The 20605-nt window shown below is 69.7% G+C and carries 22 protein-coding genes and 1 pseudogene; 8 read left to right on the top strand and 15 right to left on the bottom strand.

Annotated features, from left to right (window positions below; genetic code table 11):
• Both L0B03_RS03330 and L0B03_RS03325 read right to left on the bottom strand, forming a co-directional pair.
• Positions 1–1474 (bottom strand): relaxase/mobilization nuclease domain-containing protein (locus tag L0B03_RS03330; RefSeq protein WP_250444037.1); only part of this gene is annotated, 1474 nt, incomplete at its 3' end.
• Positions 1474–1872, bottom strand: a complete 399-nt coding sequence (locus L0B03_RS03325) for a MobC family plasmid mobilization relaxosome protein (RefSeq protein ID WP_250444035.1) — start codon at positions 1870–1872, stop codon at positions 1474–1476. The genes L0B03_RS03330 and L0B03_RS03325, both read right to left, overlap by 1 nt.
• Before the next feature lie 161 nt (positions 1873–2033).
• Here L0B03_RS03325 and L0B03_RS03320 point away from each other — a divergent pair, with 161 nt between their 5' ends.
• Both L0B03_RS03320 and L0B03_RS03315 read left to right on the top strand, forming a co-directional pair.
• Positions 2034–2336, top strand: a complete 303-nt coding sequence (locus tag L0B03_RS03320; protein WP_250444033.1) for a hypothetical protein — start codon at positions 2034–2036, stop codon at positions 2334–2336.
• 50 nt (positions 2337–2386) lie between these two features.
• Positions 2387–2806: a GNAT family N-acetyltransferase gene (locus tag L0B03_RS03315; protein WP_250444031.1), complete on the top strand. Its 420-nt coding sequence runs from the start codon at positions 2387–2389 to the stop codon at positions 2804–2806.
• A 325-nt stretch (positions 2807–3131) separates the two neighbouring features.
• Here the strand turns inward: L0B03_RS03315 and L0B03_RS03310 are convergent, their stop codons facing one another.
• Entirely contained in the window at positions 3132–3971 is an 840-nt protein-coding gene (locus L0B03_RS03310) for a recombinase family protein (RefSeq protein WP_250444029.1), read from the bottom strand.
• Positions 3968–4732 carry a Fic family protein gene (locus tag L0B03_RS03305; RefSeq protein ID WP_250444027.1) on the bottom strand — a complete coding sequence of 255 codons (765 nt, stop codon included), beginning with the start codon at positions 4730–4732 and terminating at the stop codon, positions 3968–3970. The genes L0B03_RS03310 and L0B03_RS03305 overlap by 4 nt, the downstream gene beginning before the upstream one ends.
• A 602-nt stretch (positions 4733–5334) precedes the next feature.
• Here L0B03_RS03305 and L0B03_RS03300 point away from each other — a divergent pair.
• The 4 genes from L0B03_RS03300 (at position 5335) to L0B03_RS03285 (ending at position 9562) form a co-directional block, all read left to right on the top strand.
• Positions 5335–6237 (top strand): HAD family hydrolase, encoded by a 903-nt coding sequence (locus L0B03_RS03300; RefSeq protein ID WP_250444025.1) that lies wholly within the window; start codon positions 5335–5337, stop codon positions 6235–6237.
• Positions 6221–6757, top strand: coding sequence for a hypothetical protein (locus L0B03_RS03295; protein ID WP_250444023.1), 537 nt, complete (start codon positions 6221–6223; stop codon positions 6755–6757). The genes L0B03_RS03300 and L0B03_RS03295 overlap by 17 nt, the downstream gene beginning before the upstream one ends.
• 151 nt (positions 6758–6908) lie before the next feature.
• Positions 6909–8636 (top strand): N-6 DNA methylase, encoded by a 1728-nt coding sequence (locus tag L0B03_RS03290; RefSeq protein ID WP_250444021.1) that lies wholly within the window; start codon positions 6909–6911, stop codon positions 8634–8636.
• Positions 8633–9562 carry a hypothetical protein gene (locus tag L0B03_RS03285; protein WP_250444019.1) on the top strand — a complete coding sequence of 310 codons (930 nt, stop codon included), beginning with the start codon at positions 8633–8635 and terminating at the stop codon, positions 9560–9562. Before L0B03_RS03290 ends, L0B03_RS03285 begins: the two co-directional genes overlap by 4 nt.
• Before the next feature lie 236 nt (positions 9563–9798).
• On the opposite strand, the gene L0B03_RS03280 is transcribed toward L0B03_RS03285, so the two are convergent.
• Positions 9799–10818, bottom strand: a complete 1020-nt coding sequence (locus L0B03_RS03280; RefSeq protein WP_250444017.1) for a DUF4192 domain-containing protein — start codon at positions 10816–10818, stop codon at positions 9799–9801.
• 1395 nt (positions 10819–12213) lie between these two features.
• Between L0B03_RS03280 and L0B03_RS03275 the strand changes: the two genes are divergently transcribed.
• Positions 12214–12657: a hypothetical protein gene (locus L0B03_RS03275; RefSeq protein ID WP_250444015.1), complete on the top strand. Its 444-nt coding sequence runs from the start codon at positions 12214–12216 to the stop codon at positions 12655–12657.
• Between the two features lie 488 nt (positions 12658–13145).
• Here the strand turns inward: L0B03_RS03275 and L0B03_RS03270 are convergent, their stop codons facing one another.
• The 10 genes from L0B03_RS03270 to L0B03_RS03225 all read right to left on the bottom strand — a co-directional run bounded on the left by L0B03_RS03270 (position 13146) and on the right by L0B03_RS03225 (position 20125).
• A complete protein-coding gene (locus tag L0B03_RS03270; protein WP_250444013.1) occupies positions 13146–13835 on the bottom strand; it encodes a hypothetical protein in 690 nt (229 codons plus the stop codon).
• A 71-nt stretch (positions 13836–13906) separates the two neighbouring features.
• Complete coding sequence (locus tag L0B03_RS03265) at positions 13907–14221, bottom strand: DUF6225 family protein (protein WP_250444010.1); 315 nt, start codon at positions 14219–14221, stop codon at positions 13907–13909.
• Between the two features lie 25 nt (positions 14222–14246).
• On the bottom strand, positions 14247–14690 hold the full coding sequence (locus L0B03_RS03260; protein WP_250444008.1) for a hypothetical protein: 444 nt from the start codon (positions 14688–14690) through the stop codon (positions 14247–14249).
• On the bottom strand, positions 14687–15601 hold the full coding sequence (locus L0B03_RS03255) for a ParA family protein (RefSeq protein ID WP_250444006.1): 915 nt from the start codon (positions 15599–15601) through the stop codon (positions 14687–14689). Before L0B03_RS03255 ends, L0B03_RS03260 begins: the two co-directional genes overlap by 4 nt.
• 466 nt (positions 15602–16067) lie before the next feature.
• Positions 16068–17162 carry a hypothetical protein gene (locus L0B03_RS03250; RefSeq protein WP_250444004.1) on the bottom strand — a complete coding sequence of 365 codons (1095 nt, stop codon included), beginning with the start codon at positions 17160–17162 and terminating at the stop codon, positions 16068–16070.
• Positions 17163–17344: 182 nt separating this feature from the next.
• Positions 17345–17656 carry a hypothetical protein gene (locus tag L0B03_RS03245; RefSeq protein ID WP_250444001.1) on the bottom strand — a complete coding sequence of 104 codons (312 nt, stop codon included), beginning with the start codon at positions 17654–17656 and terminating at the stop codon, positions 17345–17347.
• Positions 17653–18288, bottom strand: coding sequence for an FHA domain-containing protein (locus L0B03_RS19510; protein WP_250443999.1), 636 nt, complete (start codon positions 18286–18288; stop codon positions 17653–17655). The genes L0B03_RS03245 and L0B03_RS19510 overlap by 4 nt, the downstream gene beginning before the upstream one ends.
• Positions 18285–19328, bottom strand: coding sequence for a M23 family metallopeptidase (locus L0B03_RS03235; protein ID WP_250443997.1), 1044 nt, complete (start codon positions 19326–19328; stop codon positions 18285–18287). Before L0B03_RS03235 ends, L0B03_RS19510 begins: the two co-directional genes overlap by 4 nt.
• On the bottom strand, positions 19328–19861 hold the full coding sequence (locus L0B03_RS03230; protein ID WP_250443995.1) for a hypothetical protein: 534 nt from the start codon (positions 19859–19861) through the stop codon (positions 19328–19330). The genes L0B03_RS03235 and L0B03_RS03230 overlap by 1 nt, the downstream gene beginning before the upstream one ends.
• Before the next feature lie 12 nt (positions 19862–19873).
• Positions 19874–20125: a helix-turn-helix domain-containing protein gene (locus L0B03_RS03225; protein ID WP_308199989.1), complete on the bottom strand. Its 252-nt coding sequence runs from the start codon at positions 20123–20125 to the stop codon at positions 19874–19876.
• 135 nt (positions 20126–20260) lie between these two features.
• Here L0B03_RS03225 and L0B03_RS03220 point away from each other — a divergent pair.
• Positions 20261–20605: pseudogene (locus tag L0B03_RS03220) on the top strand (hypothetical protein); the annotation flags it as partial.

Here is a 20605-nt window from a genome sequence, read left to right as displayed (position 1 = left end):
CGATCCGACTTAGGGGGGCGCGGGTGTCCTGGGCCAGGAGCTGGGCCTGGCGGGCCTGCTGCCCGGCGGCCGCGGCGGCGTGGACGGCTTGGGTCAGGCGCAGCAGCTGGCGGATCATCGCCGCCTGCGCCGCACTGCCCTGCCCACCCCGGGACGCGCTGGCCAGCAGCATCGCCGCCCCCGAGATCGCCACCGTCCCAGCCTTCTGCGGTGTCGCGGTGCGGGTGTAGGTCTGCGCCGAACGCGACAACGCCTCCGCCGCAGCCGCCAGGTCCCCCGGTGTCTGCTCGGTGGCGTTCGACCACGCCGCGAAGGCCCCAGCGGTCTGGCGGGCCACCGTGGCCCAGGTGTCGCGGTCCTCGACCGGCACCGCCCGCAGCCGCTCCACCAGGGCACCCAGCTCCTCGTTCTGCCGAGCCCACTCCCCCGGCTCGGGCGACAACATCTCCCGACCCGGGGCCACGACTCGGCGTCCGCGCTTGGCTGCGGTCCACTCCCTCGCCGCGGCACTGGCCCCGGTGGGGGTGTCGGGCCACCCATCGCGCAATCGCGGCAAGGTCAGGTCCCGGCCCAGGTGTCCCCCGCCGTACCAAATCGGCCGCTCCCCCGCGATGGGCCGCTGGGCCACCGAGTACCCGGTCACCACGTCGGTGCGCCCGTCAGCGAACCGTGCCCGGACCAACAGGCCCGACCGGCGCATCCGGCGCACGAACTCCGCCTCGTCCGCGCTCGAGACCGCACACCCTCGCACCTTGACCGCCAACACGTGCCGCGGCTGATCCGCCCCCAGCTCCGCGGTCACCGCGGCCCGTCGGTCCTGCGCGCTCAACGACGTCCACCCCGGCCCGCCAGCCAGGGCGGTGCGCTCGTGCTTGGCGCGCGCCCGGGCCCTGGCCTGGGCCTCACGCTCACCCGGGTCATAGCCCCGCGTGGCACGCTCAGCACGCACCGACTCCAGCACCTCCAGGTCGTGCTTGACCTCCAGGGCGCGGGCCGCGGTCTGGGCGCGGCGGTAGTCGTGGTGGGCGCTGGCCTTGGTGCCGTCCTCCCGCACCAGGTTCACCACCAGGTGGATGTGGTCGTTGCCATTCGTGGAGACACCGTGCCGCACCGCCACCCACCGGCAAGGCGCCTTCGTGCCCTGCGCGTCGTCGAAGTCCATCGCGGACACGAAGTCGTTCGCGATCGCCGCCCACCGCTCATCGCTGAGCTGGCCCTCCTCGGCGCGCAGCGACAGCGAGCAGTGCCACACATGCCCACCGGTCACCTGCACGTCGTGCGCCACCCGCGGACGATCCAGATGCCGCGCGATCCCCGCCGCGGAGTCCCGGCCGAGCTCGGCATCGTCATGCCACACCATCAAGGCCGTGTCGCCGGCAACCAGGTGCGGCTCGGTGTGCTCGTTCGCCCGACCCGGACCCACCAGGTAGCTCATCAACCCGGCCATGCGATCCCCGCGCACCACGTTCGGCATCACGACAAGGCCAACCCATCGATCGCCGCATCGATCCGCTCCGCGGTACGCCGCACCGCGACCAACGTCGCCTCCAACTCGTCCTGAGTCTGGCCGGTCGCGTTGGTCGCCTTGGCCATCTGGTTCACGTTGTTCGAGATCGCCGCCAACAACCGATGCAACCGGAACAACTCCGCGATCGCGTTCCGCCGCTCCGTGGGGGTCTCCGAGGACGCCGCAGCCAACGCCGACTCCACCAACAAGCGAGGCACCGTCACGTGCTGCTCACCAGCCAGGCGCAGCAACACCCCCTCCTCCTCCGGGGTCACCTTCACCTTGTGCTCATGACGGCGACCACCGGCCACATTCGCCCGGCGACGACGAGCGAACAAGCGACCATCAGGCCCCTCTTCACTCATCGGTCCCGCCCCTCCCCTTGGCCCAGCGCAGCGACCCCGCCCACCGCGGGGACCACACCCCAGTGTGCCGAGCCCACGACGAACAGTCCAGGTTCCAAGCCACTTAGGTCCCCTAAGTGTATAGCTTGCTCCGTCGTAGTGGCTGCTTCTAGGGTGTTGGCATGGCAACAAGGGGGCTTAACGCCGAAGACACAGAACGCCAGGCACGTGCGCTGCTCGACTCGCGGATCAACTCCGTGCGGGCACTCGTCACGGCACGTCAGCAGCTCGCAGAGCTGCGTGAACAGATCGCCCAGGCAGAGCGTGAGGACCTGCGCCTGTACAACGCCGCGCTGTCCGATGGATGGTCGGCGGACGAGCTACGCAAGATCGGGCTGGGCGAACCCGAGAAGAAGGCCCGGGTCCGACGCCGGGCGACCGCGTCCCAGCGCGGCCACAAGCCGAACTCCAACGCCTCCCCATGAGCACATCCCAACTCCGGGTCGATCGGCACCCATCTGGCGATCGCGCCGCGGTGCGAGCGATTCTGGAAGACCTGCCTGCATGGTTCGGCCAACCTGAGGCCACCGAGGCCTACGTCACCGCCGCAGACACCCTCCCGAACTACTTCGCCGTCACCTCGACCGGCGAGCAGGTCGGCGCCCTCCTCGTCGAGCAGCACTTCCCTGAGACAGCCGAGATCCACCTCATGGCCGTCAAGGCCGCCTGGCATCGACGCGGCGTCGGCAACGCACTACTCACCAAGCTCGAGAGCGATCTCCTCGCTCACGGCACCCGCATGCTCACGGTCAAGACACTCGGGCAAGCCCACCCCGACGACGGCTACCGCAGGACCCGACTGTTCTACGAGGCCCACGGGTTCCTCCGCCTCGAGGAGTTCACCGACCTCTGGCCCGGCACTCCCTGCCTCTTCATGGCCAAGCACCTGCCCTAAGCCCTCGAGCAGCAGCCCGCTACGCGACGGCGCCCCCCTAGGACACCACCGCGGCCTGACGTCTCCCCCTGCCCACCTGTGGACGGCTCCGGCTAACCCCCGGCCGGACCCGCCCACAGGTGGACAGCAGGACCCCAAGCGACCGCCCGCACACCGGCCACGCCCCCACCCCGCGCAGAGCAGTCGCCCCTCGAGAGCGCGGCCCGTGCACGGGCTAGTAGGTCCGGCCTCCCCTTACCCCAACGGGTCCTACGGCCATCGAGCGCGCGCCGCTCACGTAGCCCTCGGCGGCGCTGTTCCCAGCACCTGCTATCGACGCCCGGCACTACCCCGCAGTGCGCGAACGGATCCTGCGCTGCCGAATCTCTTCATATGTCGACGCATCGATCAGTCCGTCGCGCAGCGCCTGGGCCACCTCATCGAACGTGCCCGGCTCCACCACGATCACGTCATCCACACCATCGCCGGCGGTGCGCTGCAACGCGACGTACTGCCACCGCACCAACTCCTCGACCAGCTCGTCACGGTCCACCTCCCCGGCGGCATACCGCTGAGCGACCTCATACGGTCCACCCGCTCCCGACACCAGCTCCCTCTCCCCCGCCTTGGCCAAGGCGCGAGAGACCGAGGACTTGCCCACCCCCAGGACCGTGGCGATCTGCACGATGCTGTGCCCCGCAGCGCGCATCTGAACCGCAGCAGCGGTGCGCTCGGGGGTCATCACCGACGGCCGGCCACCCACCCGGCCCTGGGCGCGGGCATGAGCCAGGCCCCGGCGGGTGTTCTCCCGGATCGTGGCCACCCGCAGCTGGGCCAGCACCGCCATGATCCCCACGATCGCCTCACCCATCGGGGTGGAGGTGTCCACGTCCAAGAACGGCTCGGTCAGGCTCTTGATCCGCACCCCACGCCGGCCAAGATCGCGGATGATCTCGATCGCCATCTGCTCAGTCCCAGCAACCCGGTCCAACGCCCGGATCACCAACGTGTCCCCTTCACGCAGGTAGTCCAGGCACGCCACCCACTGCGGACGATCGCCGATCCGGCTGGACTCCCCGTGGTCGACGAACACCCGCACCGCCCCCGCCGCACGCAACTCCGCCCCCTGGGCATCCGGGTTCTGCTCACGGGTGCTGACCCGGGCGTAGCCCACCACGTTGCTCATCGCTCGAGCTCCGGTCCGCTGGTGCCGTAGCCGCGACCTGGCCGGTAGCCGGCGCTCTGCTGCTGACCGCTCGAGGACGCGCGACCAGCACCCGACCTTGGGTAGCTCGCCTGCCGCAGCTGGGCCGACCGGCCAGCCCCCGAGCCTGGGTCCTGGCCGCCTTGGCCCAGGGGGACGACCCCGCGGCGCAGGACCTCGGTCAGACGGTCGTTGCTGCCGGTGTCCTGGCTATGGAACCGCGCGGCCACGAACTCCGCACGCAGCGGGGCTCCCGGGGCGAACTGCGCCGTGTCGAGCCGGTACCCGGCCTGCTGGGCAAGCTGGGAGAAGAACACGAACTGCGTGCGGGTGTTGCCCTCACGGAAGCTGTGGATGACGTTCAGCTCGCCCCAGCTCTCGGCAAGCTCGCCGACGAACTCCTCGTGCCCGAGCCCGCGCAGCAGGTCCTTGTGCGCCAGGCGGGCGTACTGCTGCTCGGCAGCAACCGTCAGGTGCGGGCCTCCCCCGTAGTAGGCGTGCCCGTCCTTGGTCATGAACTGCCCGACTGGCCCGACCCGCTCCTCGCCGGCCCACTCATACACGTCTCCGAAGACGTGGGCGTGGATCGCCTTCATGTGCTCGTAGTCGAACCGGCCCGCGATCGGCGACTCGGCCAGCTCGAGCAGCCGCACCGCCGTCACGGCCTCCTCCAACGCGCGCAGCTTCTGCGGGTCGTCCTCGCCGTAGGGCTTGCCCGGGACGGTGAACCTGTTCCTCAACACAGAAGTACCTGGGATGAAGTAGTCATCCCAGGTACGAAAAGAGTGCGCCCGCGGCATCAGCCCTGAACGTGGCGCCGGATCGCGGCGACCGCCTCATCCCCCGTCAACTCATGGCGAGCAGTGCGCTCCAAGATCCCCCGCAGCGCCGGATCGGTGACCTCGTGCCCCGCCGTAGCCAGCGCAGCCTCAGCGAACGCCAAGCGCTCTGCAGCCTCAACCTCAGCCGGTCCAGCCGTCGTCAACGCACGAGCCATGATCCACCCCTTCCAACGGTCCACCCATCCTACCAGCGTGACCGAAAACGGTCTAGGACACGTTTCGGTCCGTCTCGGTTTCGGTCCCTAGTTTCGGGAAGCCAAACCGCGGCGTGTCGACGCCAGGCGACCCAGCCCGTCAGGCAGCCCAGAAACGACCGTTTGCGGGGTGCGTAGTGCAGGCGTCCACCAGGCGCCTCCTTGGCGGACGCCATGGCGGGTGGGTCATCCGAGACAGGGCCACCTGCGGGAACGAGCTCGACAAGTGTCCCGCCGCGCCCGCCCATTGAGCGATCCCTAACCGGACGCTGCGCGGGGCATGTCAGTGGCAGCGTCCACACTGGCTCCATGCAGCCTCCAGCCACGCAGCCCGTGATCAACCTTGTCGTCACCGACCTGGACAACACCCTGTGGGACTGGTTCGGCGCCTGGTACAGCTCCTTCTCCGCGCTCCTGAACGAGGTGTCGCGGCTCAGCGGAGTGCCGACTCCGGCTCTTGAAGAGGAGGCGCGCAAGGTTCACCAGCGTCGGCGCACGACGGAGTACTCCTACCTCCTCAATGAGATTCCCTCGCTCCTAGCGCTCTCCAAGAACCCCCTGATGACGTACGACAAAGCACTCCATGCTCAGAACTCTGCGCGGAAGGAAAGTACGCGGCTATACCCCGGCGTCCTGACCACGCTCGAGACGATCCGCGCGGCCGGCGTGCCTATCGTCGGCTACACCGAGTCACTGTCGTTCTGGACCGAGTGGCGGATAAGAACGCTCGAACTCGATGGTGTGCTGGCCGCGCTCTACTCCTCGCCGGACCATGACCTGCCCGACGGCGTCTCTTTCGAGGACCTTCGGACCCAGGATCCCGAGCACTATGGACTCAAGCTCACTCCACATGAGCACGTGGCAGCCGGCACCGAGAAGCCGTCCGTAGCCATCCTCAACGAGATCATCCAGACCTTCGGGGCACGTCCCGCGACAACTCTGTACATTGGCGACAGTCTGATCAAGGACGTCGCCATGGCACAGGCGGCGGGCGCGCACGACGCCCACGCGGCGTACGGCCAGGTCCAGCACTTGCCGGAGTACGCACTGCTCCGGCGAGTCACTCATTGGACCGATGAGCTGGTGGAGAAGGAGCGTCGCGCCACCGAGCGGGCAGGGGTCGTAACACCCACACATGTCCTCGACCGAGGGCTTGACCAACTGTTGACCATGTTCGCGTTCGAGGGAGCCGCTGATGACACCGCGCCGTGATCAGCCGTCCGACGCGCCTGCCTTGACCGAAGCGAACCGCTTGCAGGGCTACTTGGAGATGTGGAAGCAGACGGTGACCGTCCAGCAGCACTTCAACGAGATCTGCTGGAAGATCCGCGGCCTCGCCCTGACGGCGCTCACTTTCACACTGGGCGCCGCCTCGCTGACCGCGACCGCGAAAGAGCGCCCGGCGGCATTGACCGTCGGAGACCTAGACGTCGACCGCTCCGCACTCACTGTCTGCGTTGGCCTGCTGGTGTGGCTCGCGTTCTTCTTCGTTGACGCGAGCTGGTACCACCGGCTCCTCAAGGCCTCTGTGGACCACGGGACGGCCCTCGAACAGGAAGTCAAGCGCTACCTCCCACAGGCTGGCCTCACGGCAGCCATCAGCGCGGGCAGCCCGAGCAGGGTGTTGTGGACCCGCAGGCAGATGCGGTCCACCCACAAGTTGCGTGCGTTCTACTGGGTCATTGCCGGCCTCCTCCTCGCGCTGGCGGTGATCCTGCAACTCAGCGGCTGAGCCGGATCGCACCGCAAGCCGCTGATCGACGGCTCGACTGGCCGAGCGGATCACGGCCTCCCCCGACCCCACGTCGTGGTGACCGAGTGCCCGACGCGCGCACCCGCGCGCCCCGGCATGTCGAGGCCGAGTCCTAGGGAAGAATCGACCCGTGACCAAGCTCCGTTCCGCCGTCGACACGGTTGACCTCCGCAAGGCGCGAGGCGCGTTCTTCACCCCCCAGACGGTGGCCGCGTACGTCACGCGCTGGGCTGTCCGGGAGACCACGGACACCGTGCTGGAGCCCTCGTGCGGCGAAGCCGCCTTCTTGATCGCCGCTCACCAGCACCAGACCCTCCTCGATCCAGATCGCTCACAGCCGCGCGGCGAACTCGCTGGCGTAGAGCTCCATGACGCCTCAGCGAGAGCTGCGCGCGAGCTGTTGAGCGCCGTCGGCGCCACCGCGGACATCAAGGCGGGCGACTTCTTCTCGGTGGAACCACGGCCGACGTACGATGCGGTGATCGGGAACCCGCCGTACGTCCGCTACCAGGACTTCTCTGGGGAGAGCCGCGCTGCCTCACGTCGCGCTGCACTGCGCGCTGGCGTCGCACTGACCGCCCTGGCGTCGTCGTGGGCGGCATTCACCGTGCACTCTGCTCTGTTCCTCAAGCCGGGAGGCCGGCTAGGCCTGGTCCTGCCCGCCGAGCTGCTGTCAGTCAATTACGCCGCGCAGGTGCGCGAGTTCTTGATGCGACGGTTCGGGCGCGTGCGCCTTGTCCTGTTCACCGAGCGGGTGTTCCCCGGGGTGCTGGAGGAAGTGGTGCTGCTGCTCGCCGAGGGCGATGGCGGCACCGACCACTGCGAGTTGCTGCAGGTCCACAACGCCGACGACCTCGCTGACCTCGACGCAGGAACTCGGTCGACGTGGACCCCGGTCAGGACCAGCGGGAAGTGGACCTCGGCTCTCCTCCCGCCGACCGCCGCGGGGCCCTACGCCGCCGCCGCGTCAGACGCTGGGTTCACGACGCTGCACACCTGGGGTGAGACGACGCTGGGCATGGTGACCGGCGCGAACCGGTACTTCGCCCTCTCACCTCAGGACGCCGCCCGGCTTGCCATCCCCGACGACGAGCTCCTGCCGCTGTCGCCACCGGGTAGCCGGCACCTGCGCGGTTTGTCCTTCACCTCGTCCATGCGCGCGACTCTCGGAGAGGGCGGTGCTGCGACGCTGCTGTTCCGCCCATCCGGTGATCCGAGCGCGCCCGCCCGCCGATACATCGCCACTGGTGAGGCCAACGGGGTTAACGAGGCCTACAAGTGCCGCGTCCGGACCCCCTGGTGGCGGGTCCCCTACCTCGCGCCGGCTGACCTGTTCCTGACCTACATGAACGCCGACACGCCCCGGCTGACGACGAACAGCGCCAGGGCTCATCACCTCAACAGCGTTCACGGTGTCTACCTACATGCAGCGCACCGAGCCGCTGGTCAGCGGTTCCTGCCGTTGGCGTCCCTGAACAGCGTCACGCTGCTCGGCGCCGAGATCGTCGGGCGCGCCTACGGTGGCGGCATGCTCAAGATTGAGCCGCGCGAGGCAGACGACCTGCCCATGCCCGCGCCGGCCCACGTCGAGGCCGTACGCGACGAGCTCGCGGCAGTACGGGGCCGTGTGGCCGCCCGCCTGCGGGAGGGCCGGTTGCTCGACGCCGTCCGCATCATCGACCAGGTCGTCCTGGTCGATGGGATGGGGATGACTGCCGGTGATGCCGCCGAGCTGGAGCAGGCTCACGCGCTCCTGACTGCACGCCGCCGAGCGCGCGGTACGTCGGCCAAAGACCGGATCTCCCCGCACGCTGGCGTGACCGCCGGGCCCGTGCTGTCGGGCAAGGCGACGCGGTGAGCAAGGACGACGTCTTCTCGACGTTCGACCCGATCCTCGCCGCCACGCCGGCGACCGACCCGTGGGTGCATGCCGTCGGCGAGCGACCGGTCTACGCCCCGGACTTTGACCTCCTTGGCCAACTGCTCACCCTGCCGGTCATCACCGGAAGCGCTTCGGAATCCGGGCGCTTCGCCAAGGGCATCGATGCCTGGCTCGCTCACGAGTTCCGCCGCGCGGGGTTCGGCGCCGACGAGGTCTGGCCGCGCCCAACTCGCCCTCGCGTTCTGCCACGAGACATCGCCGTCCTCCTAGAACGGCTTCCAGCCAAGGTCGCCGACGATCTGCGGAGCCGTGTCGCCCGGATGCCCTCGGTTGGACCCAACGACGCGCGTGTCCTCGGACGGGCCTACGACAAGCAGGTCGACGTCTGCATCGCCCGCTGGGACCGCGGACCGGAGTTGCTGCTCAGCACCAAGGCCCAAGTCTCCTCATTCGCCAAGAACCTGCCTAACCGGTTCGAGGAGGCCTACGGCGACGCAGCCAACCTCCGCGGCCGGTATCCCCTCGCTGCCACCGGGTTCCTCTTCCTGCAGCGGGACACGATCCTTCGCGACGAACCGGACGCGTTCGAACGCACCGTCGACATGATCCGCAAGCTGCGCGACACCGGCGGCCACGGCGGCTACACCGCCACAGCCCTGTGCCTGGTGGGCTGGGACGAGACGGCCGACGGGGGCCCTGTCGTGCGCGTCAACCTCGATCCAATCCCCGAGGACATCGCACCCGCTCAGCTCATGGACGCTCTGATCGGACAGATCCTGGCGGCCACACCCGTCGTGCACCATGTTCCGGTCCGCGAGAGCCGGGAGCGCCGGCAGATTCCCCTTCCCGAGCCGCAGGGCAGCACCGACGACCTCGAGCAGCCCGACGGGACATTGCTCTAGTTAGGAGGCGGAGCAGAGTCGCTGGGAAGCGATACGCAGGGTGGCAGGCGCGACCTCACGTAGATCGTTCACCGCCACCGCAGCTGCCGGTCCATCACCCCCACTTCCGGGAGCTGAGCCCCCAAGGTTAGGGGCGCCCGACTGCTCTGCGTGGTGGGGTCGGCTCGATGCCGACCCCACCACGCCCCGGGCCCGGGTGCCCTGACCGGCCAAGGTGACCGGTCAGGGCGCGGGGTTCACCGTCCGGCGCGGATCCAGCCGGGTGCCATCCCGGCGTCGAGTGCTTCACCGATGAGGGCGGCGAGCCGGTAGGTGGGGTCGACCTGGTGGGTGGCTTCGAGGTGGACGTTGGCTCGGGCGCCGTCCCCGTCCCACCAGGACAGGAATCCCAGCAGCGTCAACGCCGCCGCGCTGTCGACGTGCGCGGCCACGTGAGCGAGCAGCGCAGCGGCGGGGTCGGTGGTGGCCGGGTCGGGTCGGGTGCCGGTGACCGGGTCGAGCACCGCGCCCAGCGTCGCCCCCACGCCCTCACTGCCGGTCCCAGCGGCGATCGCGTCGGCGGTGGCGGTGCCGTGGGGGATGAGGTCGCACAGGATCGCGTCCCTCACGAGGATGTCGGTCATGGCGTGGGCCAGGCGCCCGGCCACGGCCGGGGTGTGGGCACCGGTGGCCAGGGTCTGGCGCCACAGCCCTAGGGCCGCCACCCGATCCACCCGCTCCCCCTTCTCGATGGCGGCGGTGATCTCGTCGCGGGCTGCGTCGCGTGCGGGCTGGGGTGCGGGGGTGATGGCGAGGTCGGCCCTGCTCCCCCGCACTGCGACTCCTTCGGCGACCAGGGTGGCGGCGACGACGGTGGTGTCCAGGTCCAGGGCGTGTCCGGTGGACTCGCTGTGGTGGGGGTGGTGGGGGTTGATGGCCCGGTACTCGGTGCCGGTGACCCACCACGTGCCCAGCGGGGTGATCTGCTGGGCTCGCACCGCAGACTCGACGTGCGCGGCAGCGGTGTGCGCGGCGACGGGGTCGGGGGTGTAGGCGATGACGAACGCCGCAGAGGCCCCGTCGGTGACCAGGTGTCCGGCCAGGGCGGTCGCGGCGTCGGGTGCGTCGTCGAGGTCGATGCGGGCGACCAGGCCGATGCGCTGGCGGTCGCCTCGCAGGGAGACGAGGACGAGGGAGTCGGTGGGGGTGAACCCGAGCTGGTAGGTGACGGTGGCGAGGATCTCGCGGGGACCGGTGATGGTGACGGTGGGCTGCATGGGTGCTCCTGGTGCTCGTGCTGGTGACCGAATGGTCTGGCCGGTGAGTGCCCCCGCCTTGGGGGCCTCACCGGCAGGCACGAGGTAGCACGCTGTTGCAGAGGCTCACACCAAACCCACCCCCACCAGCCCCCCACTCCCCCAGGTGCGCGACCTTGGTGCGGAGCACCGTCCCCGGCCGGCTACGTCACCGCTGGTGGGGGTGGGTTTGGTGGGAGGGCTGGCGTGCTACCGGCCAGGTGAGCGCGACACCCACTCCCCCACGACCTCGAGCCGCCGCACGGCGCGCAGCGCCCGACCAGCAACGCCGTCACCGGAGCACCCCGAACCATGGTGGGGCGAGCAGCTAGGAGCCCCTCGGGCGAGTCGCTGCGAGGGATACGTGGGGCGGGAGGCGCCGCCGGCGTAGATGAGTTTTGGAACTGTTTTGTGGACAACCATAGTTTCATCTGTGGACATCACTGTGGACGGCTGCGAATAGTTCGCAGGTGGTGTCCATAAATGCTCGCTACCTTGCATCCACCCGTCACGTTCCCGCCGATTACGCACGCAATACCACACCCCTCTGACACAGCGCGGGCCACTACATGCAGCCACGCCCGCCGCCACCAGCCACCAGATGATGTGCTTGGACCGCCTAGCGCCAGAGCCATCGAGGGGGATGCGCGTGGGCCGAGTGCGGCGACCTGGGGCGTTTTGGGGCGAGATACCGCTGGCTTCGGGTGTTCCGCAGCGGCATTCGGCAATGGTGTAGAATAGGAAGAGCCCCAGACTCGTCTGAGGTGCACCGAGGTCTGGGGCTCTTCGTTTCCGATGTCAGCCGGAACGTCGAGTCTACAGGAGAGGCGTAGTCCCTGTGAGGGGGCGGCTCCTTCAGCGTCGGTGCCGATGCTGAAGGAAGGAGCTGTGATGGCTACTCGCCGATCAGTGCGGACGGTCCGTAAGGGACCCATCCGCATCAAGATCACCACCACCACGACCACGCGTCGTCGGTGACCCCTGGGTGGTCGTGGGCCACCGGGTGCGTCCCGGTGGCCCACGACCCCTGTAGTTCGACTCTCTTGGAGGTGGGCCTCGTGGCTCGTCGGATCTCTCGCAGTGCCCGTACTGGCAAGTTCGTGTCCAAGCGGACGGCGGCCCGTCGTCCGCGGTCGACGATGACCGAGCGTGTGGGTCGGGGTACGTCGAACCGTCGGACGGTCTACCGCAGCACGGTGACCGGTCGGTTCGTGACCAAGGCCCGTGCTGCGGCCAGTCCTGGGCGGACGGTCGCGCACCGCGTCTGAGCGCTCGAGGAACGGGAGGCTTGCCCTCCCGTTCCTCGACGCGACGTGCTTGGCGTGGCCGAGGTCGAAGCGGGCTGTGCTGGCTTCGGCTGGCTGACACAATCGCGTCGTGGCGACCTCTACAGCTGAGTGGCTTGATGACCAAGCCGGGCGGCTCCTCACGTCGCAGTCAGCGTCGATCGACACCAGCAAGTTGATCGTGACGTTCGCTCTCGCCGTCAGCGCGGGCTTCTTGGCAGCGGCCCTGCAGATCACCCGGTCTGGCTTCGCGTGGACAGCTGTCGTCGCGTTCGGCTGCTCTGCGCTGCTGACGCTCCGGGTCCTCAGGCTCGCTAGGGGTCTTCAGATCCCAGACCACGGCAGCGTCCTGGCCGACCAGACTCTCCAGGGCGATCAGGCGAAGCTCGCGGCACTGCGCCGCGAGTCGTTTCGCGCTGTGACCCGGAACAAGCCGACGGTGAACGAGGTACGAGACACCGCCTGGCTACAGCTGATGCTGTCTGCCCTGGCCTGGGGCTTCGCCATCGCGGCCCTCGTCGTGGCTGCCGTTTGAACGTACGCTGTGGCATATGGGAGCCCTGAGCAGGTTCGCGCGGCGCTTTGGAGTAGAGGCGTTCTCCTCCAAGGCGGATCGTGAACGCTTGGACACCGAGGCTGAGAAGACGGCTGAGGACTGGAGCGCTCGCCTGAGTGAGCTCGAGAGCGCCGGGGTCCACACCGAGCCAACCCCAATCACAGCCGTCGTGCCAGCGGTGTTGGCTGGCGACCTGCCGTCAGGGCTGTGGAGAGTCCGCACGCGAGCTGCGCGAGAAGGTGGTTCGGGGGTACGCATCGCCGGGCGCCGGCCCCATAGTTCGGAACCTCTTCGCTTCGAGCAGGTGACCTTCGAGGCAGGTGGAATCCACGCCGTCGCGGAAGTCAAGGTCGCCGGGAGGCCGGAGCAACCGCGTCGCACGCTGCAGATCCCACCTCGCTCTACCACGATCGTTCGTGGCGCCAGCACAACCTCGCGCCGGATCTGACCTCGCTCGTGATCATCTGCTACGGCGCGACGATCCCGGTCATGCGTCCGCGGCCTGAGGTAATCACGGTCAATCCAAGTCGTTCGTAGAGTTGTTGGGCGTAGGTGTCGCGGGCGCGGACGGTGATGCGTTGGCCCTCGTAGTGCCTGACTAGGTGTGCCCGGACGGTGAGCATCCCGCCGGGGACGGTGGAGGCGGCGAGGACCGCGGTCAGGTCTGGGGTGGGCCCCTTGGGTCCGCCGCGGCGGATGCGCCCGGGGTGGGGCGCCCAGGCCATGACGGCCGACGGGATCGCCAGGGCCAGGGCCGCGAGCAAGGATGCGACCAGCAGCACGAGGGCGAGGGTGGCTAGGGCAAGGGCGAGGGCGATGAGGATCAGGTCGTCGGTCAGGGTCGCGGCGATCGCGTTGGTGAAGCCCGCGAGTAGGACCAGCGTGGTGATGACCACGACCGCCAGGCGCAGCACGAGCTTGGCCTGATCACTCCGGGTGATCAGCGCTACGAGCACCTGACGCCGGTGGTCACGCGGGTCGACCCAGTAGCGCACGACCGGCCGGTACAGGGCCAAGGTTGCCCCGAACGACACCGCACCCATCGCGATCAGCACACGCCCCAACAGCGCCGGCAGGACGCGGGTGTGGGGCCCGAGGTAGACCTGGGACAGCATCCGCCCCGCCCCGCGCACCTGTCCCCACTGCAAGACCGCCAACTCCCCCGACCTACCGGCCGCCGGCGCTCGGCGCCCCTCGGCCTCAGAGGGGGCCCGCCCGGTGGGCGTGGTCACTCGTCATCGAACTTCTGCCGATCGGGCCAGCTCAGGTCGACCCGCGGCCCACCCCCGACACTCCCCCTGCCTCCCACGGTGCGTTGCCCGGCAGTCAGGGGATACTCCTGCCCACTGAAGATCGGGTCATCTGGGTCGACGCCCTGCCCGTACCCGGCTCCGATCAAGGGTAGGCGGGTGCGGGTGCTGCCTGCGGGGCCGTCCTGGACGACGTCGATGACCAGGGGCGTGTCATCGGGCAGGCCGACGAGCTCGGCGCGCAGCTGCCCCACGGTCCATTGGATCGGTGGGGTGGGTTCAGGGGTGCTCATCGCGGGCTCTCCTGTGGGTGCTGGTTCAGTCGGACAGCGGTCGTCCGGCGGGCAGCTCGCGTTCGCCGCCGGTGAAGGGCTGGCCGCCGTTGTAGGTGTTCTCCAGACGTCGGGCTTCGGCCTCGAGAAGTGACGTGACGAAGTCGCTGAAGGAGCGGTGCCCTTCGGCCACCGAGGTGGCCCGGTAGGCGGCGCGGATGCGCCGCCTGACATCGCGAAGGACGCTCACGTTGAGCTGCTCCTTGAGCCCCTCCCCCGACCTCGGAGTCTGGTTGGCCGCTGGTTGCGGCACGGTCACCTGGGGAGAGACGAGCGCTGGTGTCGGCGCAGGGTCCTGCACCGCAGGTGCAGGAGTGGCCTGTCGGTTGCGTGCCAGCAGGCGGCTGGCATCGGGGTGTACACCGGGCCGGCGGCCGGGGGGTGGTTTGAGTCCGGAGATGGTGCGCTGGGGTGCCTCGTCGGTGCTCATGCGCTGACCTCCAGTCGCTCCTCGGCGGCGGTGATCCGCGCGACGATCTCGCTGGCCAGGCCGTGGAAGTCCTCGGCGACGCCGCTGGCGGTGCGTGGGGAGTTGGCCACGCCGGTGGCCTCACCGCGGCGGATCTGCCACCACGCCGGGCCCTTGCGGGCTTCATCCTCGAGCTCGTGGACCAAGAGCCCTCGCTCTCGCGCGGCGTGGGCCGTGGCCTCGGAGTGGCGGATCGCTGCCTGGAGCACAGCGTCTTCCGAGCCCAGCGCTTCGACGATCAGGCCTCGTGCTTCTTCCTTGATCCGGTGGGCACTGGTGCCCGTGCCGAAGAGCACGACGCCGAGCAGGTCCAGTGTCGGGTTCAGGTCGACCACGGCGTCCAGGCGGCGTGCGACGTCCATCAGGCCCTTGCGGGAGCTGGCGTCGGACTTAGCCGGTACGAGTGCCCAGCGTGCTGCCGCGGCCGCGGTGGTCTGCAGTGCTTCGATGCCGGGTGGGCAGTCGATCAGGACCATGTCGTACTCGGGTGCGATCGGCTCGAGTAGGCGGGCGAGTGAGAGTCGAGCTGCGCTCTGGTCCTTGGCCGCTGCCAGGCTCGCTGCAGCCACGTCCAGGTGGTGGCCGCCGACGAGGACGTCGAGGTTGGTGCGAACCGCGTGCGCGGGTCGAGCCGCTTGTCCGAAGGCCAGTGATCCAGCGAGCGCCTGTCCCTGGTCGTCGACGTCGGTCGAGGTGTAGCCGAAGTCCTCCCCCAGGTTGCCCTGGGGGTCCATGTCGACGACGAGCACTCGGTATCCCGAGAGGGCGAGTAAACCTGCGACGTTGGCGGTGATGGTGGTCTTGCCCGCTCCTCCCTTGCCGTTGATCACGGCGATCACGCGTGCGAGGGCTGTGCGATCGATGTCGGCCATGCCATCCCCTAAATCCTAGTGTTTATAGCGTTCCTACTGTACCTAGGTTCACTAGCAACAGTAGATGCCGGCGTGCAGCAACGAGCCGTACGGGCCTACTGATCCTAGCGTTCCTAGAGATCTAGTGTCACTATCTATTCTAGATATCCTATCGTACTGGTGTTCGATAGGATATCTAGGTGGGCGTGGACTGGAGTCGGTGGCGTCGAGCGCCGCAAGGCGGTGCCGGCTATCAGCTCGTGCCACCGCGGGGTTGTCCGGTGTGTGGGCGGGGTTGGTCGGCTGATGGGCCAGGGAGGCCGGGGGAGGGGTCGGTGTCGTGCTTGTGCACGCTGGAGCGCCGGCACGTGGTGTGGGTGTGCGGGTGTGGTGTGTACGCGGCCGAGGGCTGCCGGGACGTGTCCGCGTGGTCGGCCAGCACGGTGCCGGTGGGTCAGCGGGTCCAGGACCGCGCCGCGCTGTGAGCTCACGTCGCCGGCCGCCGGTCGCGGGCCTGGGCTCGAGCGGCCTCGAGGGTGGCGCGGATGTCGGCCAGGGCTGCGGCGGCCACGGGGGAGTCCGGGGCTGAACGGGTGGCCATGAGCTGTTCGTGGGCGGTGCGGCGTGCGGTGGCCACTGCCCGGGCGTGGACCGCGGCGGCGGTCGCGCGTTGGCTGGGGGAGGCCAGCACGGTGGTGTGCTCATCGCGCCAGGGGCGTAGGCGGTGGGCCAGCCAGCGTCCGATCTGGGCGATGCCGGTGGCCCCGTCGTGGGGCCAGGCGCGGCCGTCGGGGCGGTGGTCGATGGCGTGGACCATGTCGGTGACCGTCCACCCGGCGAGCATGAACTCCCTGGTGGCGGCCGCGATCCAGGCTGTGGAGGTGCGTCGTAGGGGGAAGACACGACGTTGGAGCTCGGCTGCGGCCGAACGCCGTTCGTCCTTGCGTCGTGCCGGTGCAGAACCCGGCCACAGCGGGTGCTGCCGTTGGTCGGCTGGGAGGGTGGGCCGCGTAGCGGCCGAGACGGTCTGGCCGCGCAGCGGCTCGGTGGGGGTTTTGATCTCGCGCACGCGCGCGCCCGGGGGGTGAGAACTACCCGCTTCGCGGGTGGGGGTCTCATCTTCATCCCCAGGTGAAGGGACTGCGTGCAGGGTGGAGAGCTGGGCCAGGACGTAGACGGCGGCCTCGGCTTGGTTGCCCAGGGCCATTGGCCCGTAGCCGGCTGAGCGGCCGGTGGCCACGATGCCCAGCAGGTCAGCGGCGCGCAGGGTGGCTAGGGCGCGGGCGATGGTGGCCCGGGAGCGTCCGGTGCGGGTGGCCAGGTGTGCCCAGGTGGGGCGGGTGGTCATCGAGGTCCAGTCCGCGCTGAAGGCCAGCACGTCGGCCACGGCCAGGATCGTGGCGCGCCGGTCAGCGCGCAGGCGGTCCAGGGCGGGGGAGTCGCGCACGGCGCGTCGCCAGGCGTGCTGGTTGGGCGCGCGGGAGGTCCCGTGGGGCAGGGCCTGGGCCACGGCCAGGGGGGAGCGCTCACGGTCCCCGGTGGGCCGACGTCGGGGTAGCCCGCGCGGGTGAAACCGCGCCACGCCGGGCGCACTTGGGTATGCAGAAGCCAGGGCAGGGGTTATCGTGGGCTCCAAGCGTTAGGACACGCCGAAGGGTGTGTCAGTCGGAGCTCTTCACCGCCCGCGCCGCCAAGCACTGGGTGAAGAACTTCTGATCTCGGCCCGTCCCCCGTCAGGGGGGCGGGCCATCGCTTTATATGCGGTTAGGCAGACTGCTTCAGCCGCGCACCGCCCTTCTTGATCGGAAGCTCGCCCTGCTCTGCTGCAGGGTGGGGAGTGGGGGCAAACTCGCTGAGGCCTTCCTTCTCGGCCAGGACCGCGGCGATGTACTCGCTGAGGGACTCATAGCCCTCGCGCTCAGCACTCTCGCGAACCGCGCGGCCGACGACCGCGGCCGGACGCGTAACGAACAGGTCGCGCTCACCCTTGCCGGGCCGGCCTCGCCTAGTTGCCATGGCACGACCCAACACCCATGACGTATCAGATATGGGGAACCGTCGCGGCGTGTCGCTCATGATCCTTGGACCTCCACTTTCACAGGGACATCTCCGAGGAGCACGGTCGCTGCCGCTGGGACGGTCAGGGGCGCACCGGGGTGGGCGGGGCGACGGGTGCCGTGCAGCAGGACGCCGGTGCCGTTGGTGGAGCTGCGGTCGGTCACGGTGATGTGTCCGGTGGGGTCGATGTCGATGCGGGCGTGGGTCTTGCTGACCTGCCGGGCCACGTCCCGCACGGCGAACAGGACCTCAACGAGCTCGCCGGGGTGGGGCTGGGGATTGCGGCCCACCAGAATCGAGCGCCCGGGCTGGCTCGAGGTCCCGTCGATCGCGCGCACGCACACCACCGGCCCCTGATCGGTCGGGGTGGGGGAGTGGGGCTCGTGCTCGAGCTGGGCGGGGTCAGTCACGTGGCCGGCGGGGTGCACGACCAGGGGCCAGGTGCCCTCGGGGTCGTGGGCGGTCACCCGCACCGGGCGTCCCAGGGCCAGTGCGGCCCGCACGACCACGATGCCGAGGGCGCGTTGGCGGGCGGTGGCGATGTCGCCGCTGACCGGCACGGGGTGGGAGATCCCCTGGATGGTGACCTCACCACTGGTGTCCGGGCGCAGCGTGACCTCGATGCGAGGGAAGTCCGGCACGGCGCTCACAGGCTCACCCCCACGCTGGCCAGGTAAGCCATCGGATCCACGAGCTCACCGTTGAGGTAGGTCTCGAAGTGCAGGTGGCATCCGGTGGAGACACCTGAGCTGCCGACCAGGCCGATCTGCTGGCCGCCGGTGACCTGGTCGCCGACGTCGACCAGGACCCCGTTGTTGTACATGTGGGCGTAGCGGGTGCGCAGGCCTCCGCCGTGGTCGACCTCGATGACGTTGCCGTACCCGCCCGCGGGTCCGGCGATGGTCACCACACCGTCGTTGACCGACCAGATCGGCCCGTTGCACCCGCCGCCGTTGAAGTCGGTGCCGGCGTGCAGGCGCCACTCCTTGTGCACCGGGTGCAGGCGCATCCCGAACCCGCTGGTCACCGGACCGGCCGCGGGCGCCGACCACCCGGCGGGGTTGACCGCCCCGGGCACCGAGGCGATGCCGGTGCACGAGGTGCCCCCGGTCCCGGTGGTCAGGCCCGTGGTGGTGCCGGTGACCGCTTCGACGACCTCCAGGGCCGCGTCCCAGTACCGCTCGTAGTGGAACGGGTCGGCGTTGCGCTGGGTGCGGTGGGCCACGATCGTGGGGGCCAGTCCCTCGCGCTCGGGGATGGCGAGCATCGCGCGGTAGAAGCTGGTCGCGGAGGTGTAGGGGTCCATGCGGTCGGCGTAGGAGCCCCAGGCGCCGTTGTCGCGCTGCTGGAACAGCCCACGGCTGTCCGGGCCGGCGGCGTCGCCGTGGTCGATGACGCGCAGCCCGGACTCGCCCATCGCGGTCATCACCGCGATGGCCTGGTCCCGGGCCCCGGCCTCCAGGTCGGCCCCGGCGCGCAGGATCACCGCAGCGTTGGCCAGCTGCTCCCCGCTGTACCCCGCGACCACCCCGGCCGGCACGGAGGCCGGATCAGCCTGCAGGCTCGCCCCCGTGGGGGTGCAGGATGCCTCGGCCTCTTGGCTGCCGAGCAGGAGCATGCCCAGCACCCCACCGATCACGCTGAGGGGGACCAGGCCCGCGACCACCGGCAGTGCCTTGGAGCTCGACATCAGCTGGCCCCCTCAGGTGGGGTGAGACGCTCGACCAACCACGGGGCGCCGGCGTCGGTGCGCGAGACGATCACCTCATAGGTGCCCACGTCGGTGGGCACCGCCACCGGAGCCACCAGCGCACTGGTCTCATCCAGCACCTGTCCGGGCCCGGTGACCGCGCGGGCCGGAACCACGGCCGGATCCACGTACTGGTAGTCCATCTGCCCCTGGGCACTCAGCAACGGCGCGAGCTCAGCCCACCAGCTGCCCGGGTCCAGGTCCGGTCGGGCAAACGCCGCCATCGCCGCGGCGGCCGCAGACGCGGCCTGCTCACGGGCGGCCGGGTCCCACTGGGGGTCGGGGACCTGGGTCTGCGCCGGGGCCCCGGTGTCGAAGTCCCGCGCCCCCTCAGGCACCACCACCGGCGACGGTGTCGGCACCACAGGACTCGCGGTGGGCGCCGGGTCAGCGACCCGGTCGCCGGGGGAGGAGGTCGAGCACCCGGTCAGCAGCGCGAGCACAACCACCGCGCCGAACGTGCCCCTGCCCACGTGCCCCCCTGGCTACTCCTGGTCCTGGTCGACCTCCCCCGCACCGGTGGTGTTGCGGTTGGCGATCAGATGGTCCCTGACCTCATCGCGCACGATCACCCAGTTCGCCCGCCCAGACACGCCCCCACCGACCTTGTAGGCCGGGATGTCGCCCTGCTGCAGCCACCGGTACGCCGTGGGCTTGGTCACCCCCAGCACCTGCGCCAACTGCTCGACGGACAGATGCTCGGGAAACCGGTCAAAAAGATCATCTAATCTCGTCACCGCCGGTCACCACCAACCGTGACCGATAGACTACAGTAAACTACGGCACACAACGGCACTGTTGGCATCCTTTGGTCTCGTCACGGGGGCAGGGGACGTGCGTACATCTTGGGCCAGCGCAGGGGGTTGCAGGGCATGACCGAGCCGAATCCGTGGCTCTCACTCGAGTACCCGGGCGCGAAGCCTGCCCTCGAGCAGACCGAGATCACGCCAGCACCCGCACCGGGAGGGGGTGCACTGGCTCCCCAGCACGGGGTGCGGGCCCCGGACCTGGTCGACCAGCTGCCCACCACGCGCCAGCACACCGACGCCAACCTGTGGTGCATCGGGGTCCACGGCGGAGCGGGGGAGTCGACCGTGGCGGCCCTGGTGCCCGGGTGGCGCGCGGCCGGGCGGGCCTGGCCCGAGCGCCCCTCGTCCTACATCCCCACCCGCGCGCTGCTGGTGGCCCGCTCCCACGCCCACGGGCTGCGCGCGGCC

The sequence above is a fragment of the Actinotalea sp. C106 genome, from assembly GCF_023630195.1.
Taxonomy (GTDB): domain Bacteria; phylum Actinomycetota; class Actinomycetes; order Actinomycetales; family Cellulomonadaceae; genus Actinotalea.
Note: the sequence above shows the minus strand (reverse complement) of the source record. Positions and strands in the feature narration are given on the sequence as shown.